14 protein-coding genes are annotated in these 17,289 nt (G+C 69.2%); 11 read left to right on the plus strand and 3 right to left on the minus strand.

What is annotated here, in order from left to right; translation table 11 throughout:
- On the plus strand, positions 1-1,953 hold the full coding sequence (gene iolD, locus HQ312_RS12270) for a 3D-(3,5/4)-trihydroxycyclohexane-1,2-dione acylhydrolase (decyclizing) (protein WP_222638737.1): 1,953 nt from the start codon (positions 1-3) through the stop codon (positions 1,951-1,953).
- Positions 1,954-2,022: 69 nt separating this feature from the next.
- Entirely contained in the window at positions 2,023-3,402 is a 1,380-nt protein-coding gene (locus tag HQ312_RS12275; RefSeq protein WP_222638738.1) for a D-alanyl-D-alanine carboxypeptidase family protein, read from the plus strand.
- 7 nt (positions 3,403-3,409) lie between these two features.
- Here the strand turns inward: HQ312_RS12275 and yhjD are convergent, their stop codons facing one another.
- Positions 3,410-4,432, minus strand: coding sequence for an inner membrane protein YhjD (gene yhjD, locus HQ312_RS12280; protein WP_222638739.1), 1,023 nt, complete (start codon positions 4,430-4,432; stop codon positions 3,410-3,412).
- 5 nt (positions 4,433-4,437) lie between these two features.
- On the minus strand, positions 4,438-5,481 hold the full coding sequence (gene trpS, locus HQ312_RS12285) for a tryptophan--tRNA ligase (RefSeq protein ID WP_056447663.1): 1,044 nt from the start codon (positions 5,479-5,481) through the stop codon (positions 4,438-4,440).
- Positions 5,482-5,522: 41 nt separating this feature from the next.
- On the opposite strand from trpS, the gene HQ312_RS12290 reads away from it, so the two are divergent.
- From HQ312_RS12290 to araA, 9 genes are all read left to right on the plus strand, one after another.
- Positions 5,523-6,539, plus strand: coding sequence for an aldose epimerase family protein (locus HQ312_RS12290; protein WP_222638740.1), 1,017 nt, complete (start codon positions 5,523-5,525; stop codon positions 6,537-6,539).
- Positions 6,540-6,731: 192 nt separating this feature from the next.
- Positions 6,732-7,721 (plus strand): ABC transporter substrate-binding protein, encoded by a 990-nt coding sequence (locus tag HQ312_RS12295; protein ID WP_056447659.1) that lies wholly within the window; start codon positions 6,732-6,734, stop codon positions 7,719-7,721.
- 1 nt (position 7,722) lies between these two features.
- Positions 7,723-9,348 (plus strand): sugar ABC transporter ATP-binding protein, encoded by a 1,626-nt coding sequence (locus HQ312_RS12300; RefSeq protein ID WP_027503748.1) that lies wholly within the window; start codon positions 7,723-7,725, stop codon positions 9,346-9,348.
- Positions 9,345-10,451 (plus strand): ABC transporter permease, encoded by a 1,107-nt coding sequence (locus HQ312_RS12305; protein ID WP_231476089.1) that lies wholly within the window; start codon positions 9,345-9,347, stop codon positions 10,449-10,451. Before HQ312_RS12300 ends, HQ312_RS12305 begins: the two co-directional genes overlap by 4 nt.
- Complete coding sequence (gene yjfF, locus HQ312_RS12310) at positions 10,448-11,491, plus strand: galactofuranose ABC transporter, permease protein YjfF (RefSeq protein ID WP_222638741.1); 1,044 nt, start codon at positions 10,448-10,450, stop codon at positions 11,489-11,491. The genes HQ312_RS12305 and yjfF overlap by 4 nt, the downstream gene beginning before the upstream one ends.
- Positions 11,488-12,516: a LacI family DNA-binding transcriptional regulator gene (locus HQ312_RS12315; RefSeq protein ID WP_027503751.1), complete on the plus strand. Its 1,029-nt coding sequence runs from the start codon at positions 11,488-11,490 to the stop codon at positions 12,514-12,516. Before yjfF ends, HQ312_RS12315 begins: the two co-directional genes overlap by 4 nt.
- A complete protein-coding gene (gene araB, locus HQ312_RS12320; RefSeq protein WP_222638742.1) occupies positions 12,513-14,195 on the plus strand; it encodes a ribulokinase in 1,683 nt (560 codons plus the stop codon). The genes HQ312_RS12315 and araB overlap by 4 nt, the downstream gene beginning before the upstream one ends.
- Positions 14,192-14,869, plus strand: a complete 678-nt coding sequence (locus tag HQ312_RS12325) for an L-ribulose-5-phosphate 4-epimerase (protein WP_222627238.1) — start codon at positions 14,192-14,194, stop codon at positions 14,867-14,869. Before araB ends, HQ312_RS12325 begins: the two co-directional genes overlap by 4 nt.
- A 79-nt stretch (positions 14,870-14,948) precedes the next feature.
- Entirely contained in the window at positions 14,949-16,493 is a 1,545-nt protein-coding gene (gene araA, locus HQ312_RS12330; protein ID WP_222638743.1) for an L-arabinose isomerase, read from the plus strand.
- A 9-nt stretch (positions 16,494-16,502) separates the two neighbouring features.
- Here araA and HQ312_RS12335 read toward each other — a convergent pair whose 3' ends face one another.
- Positions 16,503-17,255, minus strand: a complete 753-nt coding sequence (locus tag HQ312_RS12335; protein WP_261782277.1) for an exodeoxyribonuclease III — start codon at positions 17,253-17,255, stop codon at positions 16,503-16,505.
- Between the last annotated feature and the right edge of the window lie 34 nt (positions 17,256-17,289).

The raw sequence follows: 17,289 nt of genomic DNA on the forward strand, positions 1-17,289 counted from the left end.
ATGGTGTCCACCGCACCGATGTCACAGAGCAAGACCGAGAACGCCGAGCCGATGGTGCACCTCACGGTGTCCCAGGCCATCGTCCGCTTCCTCGCCAATCAGTACGTCGAGCGTGACGGGGTCCGGACCAAGTTCTTCGCGGGCTGCTTCGGCATCTTCGGCCACGGCAACGTCGCCGGTCTCGGACAGGCGTTGCTTCAGGCCGAGATCGACGCCGTCGAGGCGGGCACCGAGCCGGAGCTTCCCTACGTCCTCGGCCGCAACGAGCAGGCCATGGTGCACAGCGCCGTCGGCTTCGCCCGCCAGAAGGACCGTCTCCAGACCTGGGCCGTCAGCGCCAGTGTCGGACCGGGCTCGACCAACATGCTCACCGGCGCGGCGTTGGCCACCATCAACCGGTTGCCCGTCCTGCTGCTCCCGGCGGACACCTTCGCCACCCGCGCCTCCTCACCGGTGCTGCAGGAGCTCGAGCTCCCGTCCAGCGGCGACGTCACCGTCAACGACGCGTTCAAGCCGCTCTCGCGCTACTTCGATCGAGTGTGGCGCGCCGAGCAACTGCCCGCGGCTCTGCTCGGCGCCATGCGCGTCCTCACCGACCCGGTGGAGACCGGCGCCGCCACGGTCGCCGTCCCGCAGGACGTCCAGGCCGAGGCACACGACTGGCCCGAGTCGTTCTTCGCGCCGCGCACCTGGCACGTCGCCCGCCCGCTGCCCGAGCGGTCCGTCGTCGCCCGCGCCGCCGAGATCATCCGCTCGGCGAAGGCGCCGCTGATCGTCGCCGGCGGCGGCGTCATCTACTCCGGTGCCACCGAGGCGCTCGCGTCGTTCGCGGAGAAGACCGGAATCCCCGTCGGCCAGAGCCAGGCAGGCAAGGGCTCCCTCGTGTACGACCACCCGCAGTCGGTCGGAGCGATCGGGTCCACCGGCACCACGGCCGCCAACGCCCTCGCGACCGAGGCCGACGTGGTCATCGGGATCGGCACGCGCTACAGCGATTTCACCAGCGCGTCGCGCACGGCCTTCTCCAACCCCGACGTGCGGTTCGTCAACATCAACGTCGCGTCCATCGACTCGGTCAAGCAGGGCGGTCTCTCCGTGGTCGCCGACGCCCGCGAGGCGCTCGAGGCACTGACCGACGCGCTCGCGGACCACGAGGTGAGCGCCGAGTACCGTGCGCGCGCCACCGAACTCGCCGCCGAGTGGGATCGCACGGTCGCCTCGGTCTACGCCGTGGACGACGACAACCTCGGCATGAACCAGAACCAGGTCATCGGTCTCACCAACTCGCTGTCCGACCCACGCGACATCGTCGTGTGCGCCGCCGGCTCGATGCCCGGAGACCTCCACAAGCTCTGGCGCACACGCGATGCCAAGGGCTACCACGTCGAGTACGGGTTCTCCTGCATGGGCTACGAGGTGGCCGGCGGCATCGGCGTCAAGATGGCGGCACCGGATCGCGACGTCTTCGTCATGGTCGGCGACGGCAGCTACCTCATGATGGCCACCGAGCTGGTCACCGCGGTCCAGGAGGGCGTGAAGGTCATCCTGGTGCTGGTGCAGAACCACGGCTTCGCCTCCATCGGATCACTGTCGGAGTCGCTCGGCTCCCAGCGCTTCGGCACCGCGTACCGCTACCGGTCCGAGTCCGGTCGACTCGACGGCGGTGTGCTGCCCGTCGATCTGGCGGCCAACGCCCAGAGTCTCGGCGCCGACGTCATCCGCGTGAACACCGCCGGCGAGTTCGCCGACGCCGTCAAGGTGGCCAAGGCGGCGGACCGCTGCACGGTCATCCACGTCGAGACCGATCCGCTGATCGCCGCTCCGGACAGCGAGTCCTGGTGGGACGTCCCGGTCAGCGCCACCTCGACGCTAGAGAGCACGCAGACGGCGTACGAGACGTACGAGGCGTGGAAGAAGGTCCAGCGGCCGTACCTCCGGCCGTCCGCCGACTGACTTCTCGATCCGGACACACCCGGTCACCCGGGGCGGCGTGCGCGAGCGCGCCGCCTAGGGTGACCGGTGATGAACATTCACGACCGCACCGGACGCGGCCGACGGACAGCCGCGGCGATCGCGACGGCGGTCGTGCTCGTGGGTACGCCGGCACTCCTTCCGAGTCTCGCCGGGGCGCAGCCCGCACCGCCTCCGACGTCCACCCCGTTCCGGACGCCCGACACCGACGCCTGTCCCCACCGTGACGTGCCACCACCGGCCATCGACGCGTCCGAGGTCCCCGCTCCCGGCGACGCGGAACCGCAGCCCGTACCCGTCCCGGCCGAGACGGTCGGCGGCGAGGAACTGGCGGCGTGCGGTGTGATCACCGCTGCCGGTGCGCCCGCTCTTCCCGCGGACATCTCGGCGGCGGGATGGGTGCTCACCGATCTCGACTCCGGCGCGGTGATCGCGGCGAAGGATCCGCACGGCCGGTACCGGCCGGCGAGCACGATCAAGGTCCTGCTGGCGCTCGTCGCGCTCGACGAGCTCGATCTCGATCGCACCGTGGTGGCCACCGCGGAGGACGCGGCCGCCGAGGGCAGCGCGGTGGGCATCGGTACCGGCGGCGTGTACTCGGTGCGCCAGCTGATGCAGGGGCTGGTGATGGCGTCGGGGAACGATGCCGCGCACACCCTCGCCGTCCAGCTCGGCGGCGTCGACACCGCCGTGGAGAAGATGAACGCGAAGGCCCGTGAGCTCGGTGCCCTGGACACGCGCACGGCGTCGCCGTCGGGTCTCGACGGACCGGGCATGGCCTGCTCACCCTACGATCTGGCGCTCATCTTCCGGGCCGCGATGGACGATCCTACCTTCGCGGAACTCGTTGCCACCGAATCGGTTCCGTTCCCGGGCTATCCCAAGGACGCGTCGAAGCCGGACAACCCCTCGCGGCCCGACATGCCCGGCGTGCCGGTGAACCCCGATCTGCCGCTCAACGAGGACCGGCCGGGCTTCACCCTCGCCAGCGACAATGCGCTGCTGTTCAACTACCCGGATGCACTGGGCGGCAAGAACGGCTACACCGACGACGCACGCCAGACCTTCGTCGGCGCGGCCGAACGCGGTGGCCGCCGGTTGGCCGTGTCGCTCATGAATGCCGACGTGCTGCCCATCCGGCCCTGGGAGCAGGCCGCCCGCCTGCTCGACTACGGCTTCACGCAGCCTGCCGACACGGTGGTGGGCACCCTGGTGACCGGGAGCCCGGACGCGGCGGCGGCGCCGACCTCGTCGACCCCCGCCTCGACCGCGCCGACCGATCGCCGGACCGAGGCGAGCAGTGGCGGCGCCTATGCCGGAGTGGACGACGAGAGCGAGGTGGCGATCAGGGTCGGTGCGGGAGTTCTGGGTCTGATCGTCGTGATCGGGCTCCTCCTGTGGGCGCGCACGCTGCACCGCAGACGGTCCTGACCACCCGTCAGCGTCGGCGTCGGCCGCGCCATCCGCCCAGGCCGAGCACGGTGAGAACGCCGGCGCCGACGAGAGCTGCCGCGCCCGCGGGTGAGACACCCTCGCGGACCACCACCTGCGGTGCGATCACCGCACTGTCGGGCACCGCGGGTGCCGCGAGGGCCAGGTTCTCGGTGGCCGTCGCCGCCCACGCCGTCGAGAACAAGAGGAAGCGTGACGTCGTGAACGCGAACACGAGGATGCCGATGATCGGTCCGAACGTGGCACCGGCCGGACCGGACGTGACGCTCTCGAGGTAGACCGCGCCGACCTGCTTGAAGATCTCGAACACCACGGCGGCCAACAGCGCGGCGCGTGCCGCGCTGCGCACGGTCACGGGCTCACGGGGCAGCCGGGCGATGACCCAGACGAACAGTGCCCACGTCGCGGCGATCGCCAGGACGAACGACGCGATCTGCACGGCGACGCCGACACCGGGGACGTCGTCCAGGTTCAGGGCCTTCAGAAGTGCGGGGACCACCGACCCGCTGGCCACCGCCGACAGGCCGAGCGAGATCACCAGGGCGAGACCCAGACCGAGCAGCGCTCCGAGATCCTTGGCCTTGGTGGCCAGGAAGCTGCCCGCCTCGTGCGGCGTCTCCCACATCGCGGTGAGCGCCTCCCGCAGATTGGCCGTCCATCCGAGGCCCGCGTAGAGCGCACCCAGGAGACCGATGATGCCCACGCTGGTGCGCGACTCGATGGCACTCTCGACCAGTTCGTTGATGGTGCCCGCGAAACTGCCGGGAACGTTCTCGGCGATCTGGGACTGCAGTTCCGTCAACAGGTCCGGCCGCGAGGCGAGGACGAATCCCACCACGGCGAACGCGACCATCAGCAGCGGGAAGAGAGCCAGAACGCTGAAGTAGGTGATACCCGCGGCGTAGTAGTCGCCCTTCTGCTGCTGGTACACCGAGCCGGCCCGCGCGAGATGGTCGAACCACGGCCACCGCCGTCGACGTTCCTCGATGATTGCCGCGAAGTCCGGCATGGCGCTCAGCCTTTCGGTGGAAGGAATCCGACCCTGTCGTACACCTGCGCCAGCGTCCTGGACGCGATCGAGCGTGCGTGCTCGGCCCCGTCCCGAAGAATCCGGTCGAGTTCGGCCGGATCGTTCATGTACTCCGTGAACGCCGTGCGCACCGGGGCGGAGAACGCCGACACCGCATCCGCGGTGTCGCTCTTGAGATCACCGTATCCCTTTCCGACGTATCCCTCGACGAGCGTCGCGACGGGCGTGCCGGTGAGGGCGGACTGGATGGTGAGCAGATTGCTGACCCCGGGCTTCTCGGCGGTGTCGTAGCGGATCTCACGCTCGTTGTCGGTGACCGCAGAGCGAATCTTCTTGGCCGACACGGCGGGGTCGTCGAGGATGTCGATCCGGCCCGACACGCCGGAGCCGGACTTGCTCATCTTCGCCGTCGGCTCCTGCAGGTCGTAGATCTTCGCGATACCGGTGACGATGTGCGCCTCCGGCACGACGAACGTCTTCTTGTAGCGCGAGTTGAAGCGTTGGGCGAGATCGCGCGTCAGCTCCAGGTGCTGGCGCTGATCCTCTCCCACGGGCACTCGCTGCGGGCGGTAGAGCAGGATGTCCGCGGCCTGCAACACGGGATAGGTGAACAGACCCACGCTCGCCTGATCGCTGCCCTGGCGTGCCGACTTGTCCTTGAACTGCGTCATGCGGCCGGCCTCGCCGAATCCCGTGATGCAGTTGAGAACCCACGCGAGTTGGGCGTGCTCGGGTACGTGAGACTGCACGAACAGAGTGGACCGCGCAGGGTCGATGCCGACGGCCAGCAACTGCGCTGCGGCGCGGCGTGTCCGGGCGCGCAACTCCTTCGGATCCTGCGGCACCGTGATGGCGTGCAGGTCCGGAATGAAGTAGAAGGCGTCGTACTCGTCCTGCAGTTCGACCCATTGCCGCACCGCGCCCAGGTAGTTGCCCAAGTGGAAGGAATCCGCCGTGGGCTGGATGCCGGAGAGCACTCGGTGCCGAGGTGCGACTCCTGCGCTGTCGGTCGCGGTGTCGGTCGTCATGATCTACAGATTCAATCACCTCTGGTCGTAGGGTCTGCGCCATGACCACTGACAGGACGTCCGACACCGCCGTGACCATCGGCTCGGCGCCGGGGATCGAGGTGGAGGTGCTGCCGTACGGTGCGACCCTGCTGCGCCTGACCGTCACGGGCGGGGACGGTGTGCGCCGCGACGTGTCGGTCGGCGTCGCCGGCGAAGCCGAGTTGCGCGCGGGCACGGACTACCTCGGGGCGACCGTGGGGCGCTACGCCAATCGCATCGCGCACGGGCGATTCGACCTCGACGGTGAGCGGGTGGAGGTGTCGCGCAACGACGGCGACAACCACCTGCACGGCGGAGTCGACGGCTTCGACTCCCGCACCTGGACGGTGGAGCGGGTCATCGCTGACGAGGTGGAACTGTCCCTGGTGAGTCCCGACGGCGACCAGGGCTACCCCGGCGAGGTGCGGGCACGCGCCGTCTACTCGGTCCGGGGAGACACGATGCGCATCGAGTACCTCGCGCAGACCTCATGTACGACAGTGGTGAACCTGACCAGCCATGCGTACATCGATCTCGACGGACACGGTGTCGACGACCTCGAACTGCAGGTGGACGCGGCCTCCTTCGTGCCCGTGGACTCCGCGGGAATTCCCACGAACGGTGTCGTCCCGGTCGATAGCACGGCACTCGACCTGCGGCTCCCGCGCCGCATCGGCGACGTCGTCCGGTCCGACGATCCTCATGTGGCGGCCACGCGAGGGGTGGACCACAACTTCGTCCTCGACGGACCCGAGGACGGCGGGGAGTTGCGCCGCGCCGCGCGTGTCACGTCGCATCGCAGCGACACGACGCTCGAGGTGTGGACGAATCGGCCCGGGCTGCAGGTCTACACCGGCAACTTCCTCGACGGCAGCACCGTGTCCCGACGCGGTACCGCGCTGCGTCAGGGCGACGGACTCGCGCTCGAGCCCCAGTTCTTCCCCGACAGCCCGAACCGGTCGGCGTTCCCGTCGGCCGTCCTGCGCCCGGGCGAGACGTCTCGCTGCGTGATCGAGTACAGGTTCGCCGCGCGATAGTCGGCCCACCTCCAGCCTTCCCGCGGTGTGGTCGTCCGGCCCTGCCGCCTCACGACCGGCCCATGATGCCACTGATGTGAGCGTTCACATCGAGTTTCGGCAATGTTCGCGAACCTCTTGACGCGGAGGAATGTTAACGCTCACACTCTGTGTCACGCGTCACACGGAGTGATGCCTACAGAGGAGACCACGATGACGTCGAAGAGAGTCGTTGCAGCGAGCACGTTCCTGGTGAGCAGTGCGCTGATCCTGAGTGCCTGCGGCGGCGGAGGCGACTCCGCGAGCGGCGGAGGCGGGACCGTTCTGGGGTTCTCGCAGGTCGGAGCCGAGAGCGGCTGGCGCACCGCCAACACCACGTCGATCCAGGGCGCGGCGAGCGAGGCCGGAATCGATCTCAAGTTCTCCGACGCACAGCAGAAGCAGGAGAACCAGATCAAGGCCATCCGCACCTACATCCAGCAGAAGGTGGACGTGATCGCCTTCAGCCCCGTCGTCGAGACGGGCTGGGAGCCGGTGCTGCAGGAAGCGAAGCGCGCGAACATCCCCGTGATCCTCACCGACCGCTCGGTCGACACGACGGACGAGTCGCTGTACGCCACGTTCCTCGGATCCGACTTCGTCGCCGAGGGCGTCAAGGCCGGCGACTGGCTCGTCGAGAACAGCGCGACGTCGGACGTCAACGCCGACGGACGCATCAACGTGGTCGAGCTCGAGGGCACGACGGGTGCCGCACCGGCCATCGATCGCGCCGAGGGCTTCCGCGAGGCCATCGCCGCACAACCGACCATCGCCATCTCCAAGTCCCAGACCGGTGACTTCACCCGCGACGGCGGCAAGCAGGTCATGGAGTCGTTCCTGAACTCCGACAAGGCCATCGACGTGGTCTACGCCCACAACGACGACATGGGCCTCGGCGCCATCGAGGCCATCGAGGCGGCCGGCCTCGTCCCCGGCAAGGACATCAAGATCATCACCGTCGACGCGGTCAAGGACGGCATGCAGGCGCTGGCCGACGGCAAGATCGACTACATCGTCGAGTGCAACCCGCTGCTCGGACCGCAACTGATGGACCTGACGAAGAAGGTCGTCGCCGGCGAAGAGGTACCCAAGCGCGTGGTCACCGAGGAGACCACGTTCACCCGCGAGCAGGCCGCCTCCGTGCTCGCCGACCGCCAGTACTGACATGAGCACCGAGATGATCGTCCCCCCGCCGACCACGACGGCGACGGAACCGATCGTGGAGATGACGGACATCTCCATCACCTTCGGCGCCGTCCGTGCCCTCGACGGCGTCTCCCTGCGGCTCTACCCGGGCGAGGTCCACTCGCTGATGGGCGAGAACGGTGCCGGCAAGTCGACGTTGATCAAGGCGCTCACCGGCGTCTACCCGATCGACAGCGGCACCGTCACCGTCGACGGGACCGTGCACGAGTTCGCGAGTCCGGCGGCCGCTCAGGCCGCCGGCATCAGCACGGTGTACCAGGAGGTCAACCTCCTGCCCAACCTCACCGTGGCCGAGAACATGCTGCTCGGGCGCGAGCCGCGGCGGCTCGACCGACTGCTCGGCGGCACCGGCGGCGCGGTGCGCACCGTTCTCGACGCCGTGGGCGGTATCGACACCCGGGCGATGAACCGCCGCGCACGTGCGACGCTCGATCGACTGGGCCTCGCGGTCGATCCCGCGTCGGTGCTCGGCGATCACCCCATCGCCGTGCAGCAGTTGATCGCGATCGCTCGTGCGGTGGACGTCGACGCCCGCGTGCTCATCCTCGACGAGCCCACCTCCAGCCTCGACAAGGACGAGGTGGAGACCCTGTACGGGGTCATCGAGCGGCTGCGGGACGCGGGTACGGCCGTCGTCTTCGTCTCCCACTTCCTCGACCAGGTCTATCGCATCTCGGATCGCATGACGATCCTGCGCAACGGACGCCTGGTGGAGGAGCGGTCGGTGGCGGACACCCCGCAACTGACCCTGGTGGAACTGATGATCGGCCGGGAGCTCGACACCCTGCGCGAGTTGGACGACCGCGAGCCCACGGTGGTCGATCCCACCACCGAACCCGTCATGGAGGTGCTCGGCCTCGGCCGCAAGGGCGCCCTCGAGGCGACGGATCTCCGGCTGTACGCCGGGCAGGTCGTCGGCGTCGCGGGGCTGCTGGGATCGGGCCGCACCGAACTGGCGAGGTTGCTCGGCGGGGCGGACCGCGCAGATTCCGGCACCATCGAGATCCACTCCACCCGTCGACGTTTCCGCACACCACGCAACGCGGTCGATCGACGGGTCGCGCTCACCAGCGAGGACCGCAAGGCGGACGGCGTCGTGGGCGACCTGACGGTGGCCGACAACATGATGCTCGCGCTCCAGGCCACTCGTGGGTGGATGCGCCCGATCCCCCGCGCCACCCGCACCGCCCTGGTGGAGAAGTACATCACTGCACTCGACATCCGCCCCGCGGACCCGAACGCGTTGATGCGCAACCTCTCCGGCGGCAACCAACAGAAAGTGCTGCTCGCGCGCTGGCTCGTCACGGAACCGGAGATCCTGATCCTGGACGAGCCCACCCGCGGAATCGACATCGGCGCCAAGGCGCAGATCCAGGCTCTCGTGGCCGATCTCGCCGAACGCGGGATGTCGGTCGTGTTCATCTCGGCCGAGCTCGAGGAGATCCTGCGCCTCAGCGACCGCGTCGTCGTGATGCGCGATCACCACCTGATCGACGAGCGCGTCAACCGAGGAGTCTCCGTCGACGACGTCCTCGCGACCATCGCGGCGGGAACCCGCGCAGACGACAGGAGTTCCGAGGCATGACCGACACTCTGGGAGTACGACCGACGTCGACTCCCCCGCCACGGCCGGCGTCCGACGCCCCGGCCGGTCGCCGGACCCCGGGATGGATGTCGCACCCGGTCGTCTGGCCGCTGCTCGCCCTGATCGCGCTGATCGTCGTCAACGTCGTCGCGACACCGGACTTCCTCGACATCCGGATCGAGAACGGTGGCCTGTTCGGCAACGTCGTCGACATCGCGCGGAACTCCGCACCGCTCATCCTCGTCGCGGTGGGCATGACGCTCGTGGTCGCGACCCGCGGCATCGACCTGTCGGTCGGCGCCGTCGCCGTCATCGCGGCGGCCGTGGCCTGCACCCGTATCGCGGCCGCCCCGGACGAGGGCGCCGTCACCACCGTCGTCATGGCCGTCGTGTGGGCACTGGGAGCCAGTGTGCTGCTGGGCCTGTGGAACGGACTGCTGGTGTCGGTGTTCGGGATTCAGCCGATCATCGCGACCCTGGTCCTCATGGTGGCCGGCCGCGGCCTGGCCATGCTCATCACGGACGGTCAGATCACCACCGTGCAGGACGGGGCCTTCAGCTCGCTCGCCTCGGGGATCGTTTTCGGACTCCCCGTGGCACTGCTGATCGCGCTCGCCGTCGTCGTGGTGACCGCCCTGCTGACCCGCCGTACCGCCCTCGGCATGCTCGTCGAAGCGGTCGGCATCAATCCCGAGGCCAGTCGCCTCGCGGGAGTGAGCGCCCGCACGATCGTGTGGACCGTCTACGTCTTCGCGGCGACATGCTCCGGCATCGCCGGTCTCATCATCGCCGCCAACACCAACTCGGTGAACGCCAACAGCCTCGGTCTGTGGATCGAGCTCGACGCGATCCTCGCCGTGGTGATCGGCGGCACGGCACTCACGGGCGGACGCTTCTCGCTCGCCGGCACCGTGGTCGGTGCGCTGCTCATCGGCACCCTGACCCGCACCATCCCGAATCTCGGCATCCCCTCCGAGGCCAACTACCTCTTCAAGGCTCTGGTCGTCATCGTCGTCTGCCTCCTGCAGTCACCGCGTGCCCGAGCGTCACTGCTGGGCCTTCGACACAGGAGACCGACGACTCGAAAGGCGGCCCGGTCATGACCGATCTGCTGACACGCCCCCCGGCCACCCCCACCGCGCCGTCCCGCTGGGACCGCATCCGGCGCTATTCGCCGCCGAGCAGGTTCCTGCCGGTCATCGCCACCTTCGCGTTGCTCGTCGGCCTGTTCGGCGTCGGCGAGATGCGCTACCCCGGCTTCGCCGACCCGCAGCTGTTCCTCTCCCTGTTCGTCGACAACGCGTTCCTGATCGTCCTCGCTGTGGGCATGACCTTCGTCATCCTGACCGGCGGTATCGATCTCTCGGTCGGCTCCGTCGTGGCGCTGTCGACCATGATCGCGGCGCGCACACTGCAACTCGGCTGGTCCCCCGTCCTCGTCATCGCCGCCGTGCTGCTGTGCGGCACGCTGCTCGGCACCACGATGGGCGTGTTGGTGCACTACCTCCAGATCCAGCCGTTCGTCGCCACGCTCGCCGGCATGTTTCTCGCCCGTGGTCTCTGCTACATGATCGGCGTCGAGTCCATCCCCATCACCGACGAGACGTTCAGCTCCATCGCGTTCGCCGTGATCGAGCTCCCGGGCGGCTACACCATCACGTGGAGCGTCGTCATCGCACTCGTGACCGTCGCGGTGGCGGCCTACGTCCTCGCATGCACCCGTTTCGGCAGGTCGGTCTACGGCATCGGCGGCAACGAGGCGTCGGCCGTGCTGATGGGACTGCGTGTGGCGGCGGTGAAGGTGGGTGTCTACTCGATCAGCGGTTTCTGCGCCGCGCTCGGCGGACTCCTGTTCGCGTTCTACGCCCTGTCGGGTTACAGCCTCCACGCGGTCGGCATGGAGCTCGACGCGATCGCCGCCGTCGTCATCGGTGGGACGCTGCTCACGGGTGGCCGAGGCTACGTTCTCGGCTCGGTCGTCGGTGTCCTCATCCTCGGTGCCATCCAGACGTTCATCGCGTTCGACGGGACCCTGAGTTCGTGGTGGACCCGGATCACGGTCGGAACACTGCTGCTCGTCTTCGTCGTCGCTCAGCGTCTGACCACGGTGCCGCGGGCCCGCTTCCGTCCGAGGCGAGCATGACCACCACGACCGGCACGGACGGTCGACCTCCCGTCATGGCCGACGTCGCCCGGCTCGCCGGCGTGTCCCATCAGACGGTCTCCCGAGTCATCAACGGACAGAACAACCTTCGCCCGGAGACTCGGGAACGGGTCCAGCGTGCCATCGACCAGCTCGGGTACCGGCCCAACCGGGCCGCCCGCGCCCTGGTGACGAAGCGGTCGGCCACCATCGGCATCATCGGCTCCAAGCTCGGGTTCTGGGGCCCGAGCACCACCCACCGCACCGTCCAGAGCGCCGCCCGCGAGGCCGGTTTCTCGGTCAGCGCGGTCAGTCTCACGACCCTCTCGCGCGACGAGCTCGTCGACGCGATGCACCACCTGCACGACCAGGGCGTCGAGGGCATCGTCCTCATCGCCGCGACCGACGACGCGGTGGCCGCGGCGCGCTCCGAGGAGGCGGTGGTGCCCGTCGTCGTCGTGGAGGGCGATCCGCTGACATCGCGCTGGACGGTCGGCATCGACCAGGTCGGCGGCGCCCGCCTGGCCACCCGTCACCTCGTCGATTCCGGACATCGACGCATCGCCCACCTCGCGGGTCCGCTGGGTTGGGCCGAGGCTCGCGCGCGCGAACAGGGGTGGCGGGAGGTCCTCGACGAGGCGGGGCTGCCGTGGACCCCTCCGCTCCGTGGTGACTGGTCCGCGCGCAGTGGGTTCGAGCGCGGCTCCCGGTTGGCGGCCGATCCCGACGTCACGGCGGTGTTCTGCGCCAACGATCAGATGGCGCTGGGCCTGCTGCGTGCGTTCCACGAGCACGGCCGTCGGGTGCCGGAGGACGTGAGCGTCGTGGGCTTCGACGACATCCCCGAAGCCGCCTATCTCATCCCTCCGCTGACGACGATCCGACAGAATTTCACCGAGGTGGGCCGACGCGCCATCGAGATCCTGCGAGCGGCGATCGACGGGACCGGCGGTCCCGAGACGCAGATCGCTCCGGAACTCGTCGTGCGCGCGAGCACCACCCGAGCCACAGGAGAACAGCCATGACGACGCCCGATCACGAGACCTATACCCTCGGAGTCGATTTCGGCACATTGTCCGGACGGGCCGTCGTCGTGCGGGTCTCCGACGGCGCCGAACTCGGCACGGCCGTGCACGAGTACCGACACGGAGTCCTGGAGTCGACGCTGCCCGGCGGCTCCGTGCGGCTCGGCGACGCCTGGGCACTCCAGGTTCCCGACGACTACCGCGACGTGCTCCGCACCGCCGTCCCGGCCGCCCTGCGCGATGCCGGTGTCCCACCCGACCGAGTGGTCGGTATCGGGACCGACTTCACGGCGTGCACGATGGTGCCCACACTCGCCGACGGCACCCCGCTCGACGAGGTCGCGCAGTTCGCCGATCGGCCGCACGCCTACGTGAAGCTGTGGAAACACCATGCGGCACAGGGCCAGGCCGATCGCATCAACGCCCTCGCCGCGGAGCGCGGCGAGACGTGGCTCCCCCGCTACGGCGGACTGATCTCGTCCGAGTGGGAGTTCGCCAAGGCGTTGCAGATCCACGAGGAGGACCCCGAGGTCTACGACGCCATGGAGCGGTGGGTCGAGGCGGCGGACTGGATCGTCTGGCAGCTGTGCGGACGCTACGTCCGCAACGCCTGCACGGCCGGCTACAAGGGCATTCTCCAGGACGGCGAGTACCCGTCGGCCGAGTTCCTCACCGCCCTGGCACCCGGGTTCGCCGCGTTCGTCACCGACAAGCTCGACCAGCCGATCGGCGAACTGGGTTCTCGTGCAGGGTCTCTGACCGCCGAGGCCGCCGCGTGGACCGGACTGCCCCAGGGAATCGCCGTGGCCGTCGGCAACGTCGACGCGCACGTCACGGCGCCGGCGGCCCGCGCCGTGGAACCCGGTCGCATGGTGGCGATCATGGGCACCTCCACCTGTCACGTCATGAGCGCCGACGTACTGCGGGAGGTTCCGGGGATGTGCGGCGTCGTCGACGGCGGCATCGTCGCGGGGTCCTACGGGTACGAGGCCGGGCAGTCCGGAGTCGGCGACATCTTCGGATGGTTCACGCGCACCGGGGTTCCTGCCGACTACCGCGACGCCGCCGCCGAGGCCGGCGAGTCGGTCCACGAGTACCTGACCCGGCTGGCGTCCGAGCAGGAAGTCGGCGAACACGGGTTGGTGGCCCTCGACTGGCACAGCGGCAACCGATCCGTCCTGGTCGACCACCGACTGTCGGGACTGTTGCTGGGTGCGACTCTCGCCACCAGGCCCGAGGACATCTATCGGGCACTGCTCGAGGCCACGGCCTTCGGCACGCGGGTCATCGTCGAGACCTTCCGCGCCAGCGGTGTTCCGGTCGAGGAGTTCGTCGTCGCCGGCGGACTGGCGAAGAACCCACTGCTGATGCAGATCTACGCCGACGTGCTGCGCATGCCGCTCTCCGTCATCGGGTCCGACCAGGGTCCGGCGCTGGGGTCGGCGATCCACGCGGCAGTCGCGGCCGGCTGCTACGCCGACGTGCCCGTGGCCTCGAAGGCGATGGGCCGCGTGCACCGCGGCGCGTACCGACCCGACGAGGGCCGGTCGCAGGCCTACGACGCTCTGTTCCGCATCTACTCCGATCTTCACGACCACTTCGGACGTCAGGTGTCCACCATGCGCGACCTGCGGGCCCTCCGCGGCGACGTGCTCGACCGGAAGGCGGTTCGACGATGACCGTTCTCGACAGCGCTCGCGGCACCGTGGAGGCGGTCCGCGCCGAGGTGTGCGCGCTGCACGCCGAACTGGTGCGGTACGGACTGGTGGTGTGGACCGCCGGCAACGTGTCCGCTCGGGTCCCCGGCCACGACCTCTTCGTGATCAAGCCGAGCGGCGTCTCCTACGACGACCTCACCCCCGAGAACATGGTGCTGTGCGATCTGCACGGCACCGTGGTCGAGGGCGATCATGCCCCGTCCTCCGACACCGCGGCCCAGGCCTACGTCTACCGCCACCTCGATCACGTCGGCGCCGTGGTGCACACCCACTCCCCCTACGCGGTGGCGTGGGCCGCCCGCGGCGAGCCGATCCCGGTGGTCACCACGATGTGCGCCGACGAGTTCGGCGGCGACATCCCCGTCGGACCGTTCGCCGCGATCGGTGACGACTCGATCGGACGCGGCATCGTCGACACGCTGCGTGGCAGCAGGTCGCCCGCCGTGCTGATGCAGAACCACGGCGTCTTCGCGGTGGGCCCGACGGCGCGGTCCGCTGTCAAGGCAGCGGTGATGTGCGAGGACGTCGCACGGTCGGTGCATCTCGCACACCAGCTCGGCCGGCCGCTGCCCATCCCGCCGGACGCCGTCGACGCGCTGCACGACCGCTACCAGAACGTGTACGGCCAACGCTGAACCGCCGCAGCACCACTCGCTCCGCACCCGACTTCACCCGCACTCGTTCCACCGCCTCTGCGGTGACCAGGAGGTTCCCATGTCCGTCGTCGAAACCAGGTCCGCCCCGTCCCCCTCGCCCGCACCGTCCGGTGTCGCCCGACCCGAGGTCTGGTTCCTCACGGGCAGCCAGAGTCTGTACGGTCCCGAGACTCTCGAGCAGGTGGCGGTGCAGTCCCGCACGATCGCCGAGAAACTCGACGACGCACTGGGTGTGACGGTGGTCTGGAAGCCGGTGCTCCTCGACGCGTCGTCCATCCTGAACCGGATGCGCGAGGCCAACACGACCGACGACTGCATCGGGGTGATCACCTGGATGCACACCTTCTCCCCCGCCAAGATGTGGATCGCCGGCCTCGACGCCCTCGACGTGCCTCTCCTGCATCTGCACACGCAGGCCGGGATGTCGCTGCCGTGGTCGACCATCGACATGGAGTTCATGAACCTCAACCAGGCCGCGCACGGCGACCGGGAGTTCGGTCACATCCAGTCCCGCGTCGGTGTGCTGCGGACCACCGTCGCCGGACACGTCGACGATCCCGCCGTCGTCCGGCGCGTCGAACAGTGGACGTGTGCGGCGCGCGGTCGCGCCGACATGCGGTCGCTCCGGCTGGCGCGCTTCGGCGACAACATGCGCGACGTGGCCGTCACCGAGGGCGACAAGGTGGAGGCTCAGCTGCGGTTCGGTGTCTCCGTTAACACCTACGGTGTCAACGATCTCGTCGAGGTCGTCTCCGCGGTGGACGAGGCCGCGGTGTCCGCCCTGGTCGACGAGTACGTCGAGACCTACGACGTCGCGTCCGCGTTGCGGCCGAGCGGCGATCGACACGAGTCGCTGCGCTACGGCGCACGGGTCGAGGCGGGAATGCGACAGTTCCTGACCGAGGGCGGATTCGGCGCCTTCACCACGAACTTCGAGGACCTCGGCGGCCTGCGTCAGCTCCCCGGACTCGCGGTCCAGAGGCTGATGGCCGACGGGTGGGGCTTCGGCGGCGAGGGCGACTGGAAGACCTCGATGTTGTTGCGCGCCATGAAGACCATGGCCATCGGGCAGCCCGGCGGCACGTCGTTCATGGAGGACTACACGTACCACCTCGTGCCCGGCGAGGAGAAGATCCTGGGGGCACACATGCTCGAGGTGTGCCCGTCCATCACCACGGCGACCCCGACTCTCGAGATCCATCCGTTGTCGATCGGCGGGCGCGAGGATCCCGTACGACTGCGCTTCACGGCGGATCCCGGCGCCGGCATCGTCGTGGGCATCTCCGACGTCGGCGAACGGTTCCGCCTCACCGCCAACGTCATCGAGGTCGTCGAGCCGGACGAGGCGCTGCCCTCCCTGCCGGTGGCCTGCGCCGTGTGGAAGCCGCAGCCCTCGCTGTCGGTGTCCGCGGAGTCGTGGCTCACAGCCGGCGCACCGCATCACACGGTGCTGAGCACCGCGCTCGATCTGCCGGTACTGGAAGCGTTCTCGGACATGATCGCGGTGGAGCTGCTCACGATCGAGGAGGGCACCACCACACGAGACTTCCAGCGCACGTTGCGCTGGAACGCGGCGTACCACAGACTGGCCGCCGCGTTGTGAGCCGACCGGTCAGCGGTAGACGACGGTGACCGGTGCGTGGTCGGACCACCGCTGGTCGTAGGTGTCGGCCCGCTCGACCACGGCGTCCTTCGCGCGGTCCGCGAAGTCCCGGGTGGCCATCTGGTAGTCGATGCGCCACCCGGCGTCGTTGTCGAAGGCCTTACCGCGGTACGACCACCAGCTGTAGGGCCCGTCGACGTCCGGGTGGAGCGCTCGCACCACGTCGACCCACGCTCCCGACTCACCGACGAGAGCGTCGAGCCAGGCGCGCTCGCTCGCCAGGAAGCCGGACTTGGTGCGGTTGCCCTTCCAGTTCTTCAGATCCCGTTCGGTGTGCGCGATGTTCCAGTCGCCGCAGACCACGTGATGCTCGCCCGAGGACGCGAGCGCCGCGAGACGGTGCTCGAACGAGGCCATGAACCGTTCCTTGGAGTCCTGCTTCTCGGTGCCCACCTCACCGGACGGCAGGTAGAGACTGGCGACGGTGACGGCCGGATCTGCTCCGACTGCCGGGAAGCAGGCCTCGATCCAGCGCCCCGCGTCGTCGAACTCGGCGCTCCCGAACCCGACGACGGCACTGTCCGCAGGAACCCGCGACAGGATGGCGACACCGTTGCGGCCCTTCGCGGACGGCTCGGCGGACACGAGATGCCAGCCCTCGCCCAGCGCGGGAGCGAGGCAGGCGAGCAGCTCCTCGTCCGTCGCCCGCGTCTCCTGCAGGCAGACGATGTCCGCCGCGGACTGCTCGAGCCACTCGAGCATGCCCTTGCGCACCGCGGCGCGCACTCCGTTGACG

The sequence above is a fragment of the Rhodococcus sp. BP-316 genome (genome assembly GCF_019836105.1).
In the GTDB taxonomy this organism is placed as follows: Bacteria; Actinomycetota; Actinomycetes; order Mycobacteriales; family Mycobacteriaceae; genus Rhodococcoides.

What these genes read in the sequence shown, in the direction of transcription:
- HQ312_RS12275 (WP_222638738.1), top strand. Translation starts at nt 2,023, where the DNA reads ATGAACATTCACGACCGCACCGGACGCGGCCGACGGACAGCCGCGGCG.
- HQ312_RS12335 (WP_261782277.1), bottom strand. Translation starts at nt 17,255, where the DNA reads ATGCTCGAGTGGCTCGAGCAGTCCGCGGCGGACATCGTCTGCCTGCAG.
- araB (WP_222638742.1), top strand. Translation starts at nt 12,513, where the DNA reads ATGACGACGCCCGATCACGAGACCTATACCCTCGGAGTCGATTTCGGC.
- HQ312_RS12315 (WP_027503751.1), top strand. Translation starts at nt 11,488, where the DNA reads ATGACCACCACGACCGGCACGGACGGTCGACCTCCCGTCATGGCCGAC.
- HQ312_RS12295 (WP_056447659.1), top strand. Translation starts at nt 6,732, where the DNA reads ATGACGTCGAAGAGAGTCGTTGCAGCGAGCACGTTCCTGGTGAGCAGT.
- HQ312_RS12300 (WP_027503748.1), top strand. Translation starts at nt 7,723, where the DNA reads ATGAGCACCGAGATGATCGTCCCCCCGCCGACCACGACGGCGACGGAA.
- HQ312_RS12305 (WP_231476089.1), top strand. Translation starts at nt 9,345, where the DNA reads ATGACCGACACTCTGGGAGTACGACCGACGTCGACTCCCCCGCCACGG.
- araA (WP_222638743.1), top strand. Translation starts at nt 14,949, where the DNA reads ATGTCCGTCGTCGAAACCAGGTCCGCCCCGTCCCCCTCGCCCGCACCG.
- yhjD (WP_222638739.1), bottom strand. Translation starts at nt 4,432, where the DNA reads ATGCCGGACTTCGCGGCAATCATCGAGGAACGTCGACGGCGGTGGCCG.
- HQ312_RS12290 (WP_222638740.1), top strand. Translation starts at nt 5,523, where the DNA reads ATGACCACTGACAGGACGTCCGACACCGCCGTGACCATCGGCTCGGCG.
- trpS (WP_056447663.1), bottom strand. Translation starts at nt 5,481, where the DNA reads ATGACGACCGACACCGCGACCGACAGCGCAGGAGTCGCACCTCGGCAC.
- HQ312_RS12325 (WP_222627238.1), top strand. Translation starts at nt 14,192, where the DNA reads ATGACCGTTCTCGACAGCGCTCGCGGCACCGTGGAGGCGGTCCGCGCC.
- iolD (WP_222638737.1), top strand. Translation starts at nt 1, where the DNA reads ATGGTGTCCACCGCACCGATGTCACAGAGCAAGACCGAGAACGCCGAG.
- yjfF (WP_222638741.1), top strand. Translation starts at nt 10,448, where the DNA reads ATGACCGATCTGCTGACACGCCCCCCGGCCACCCCCACCGCGCCGTCC.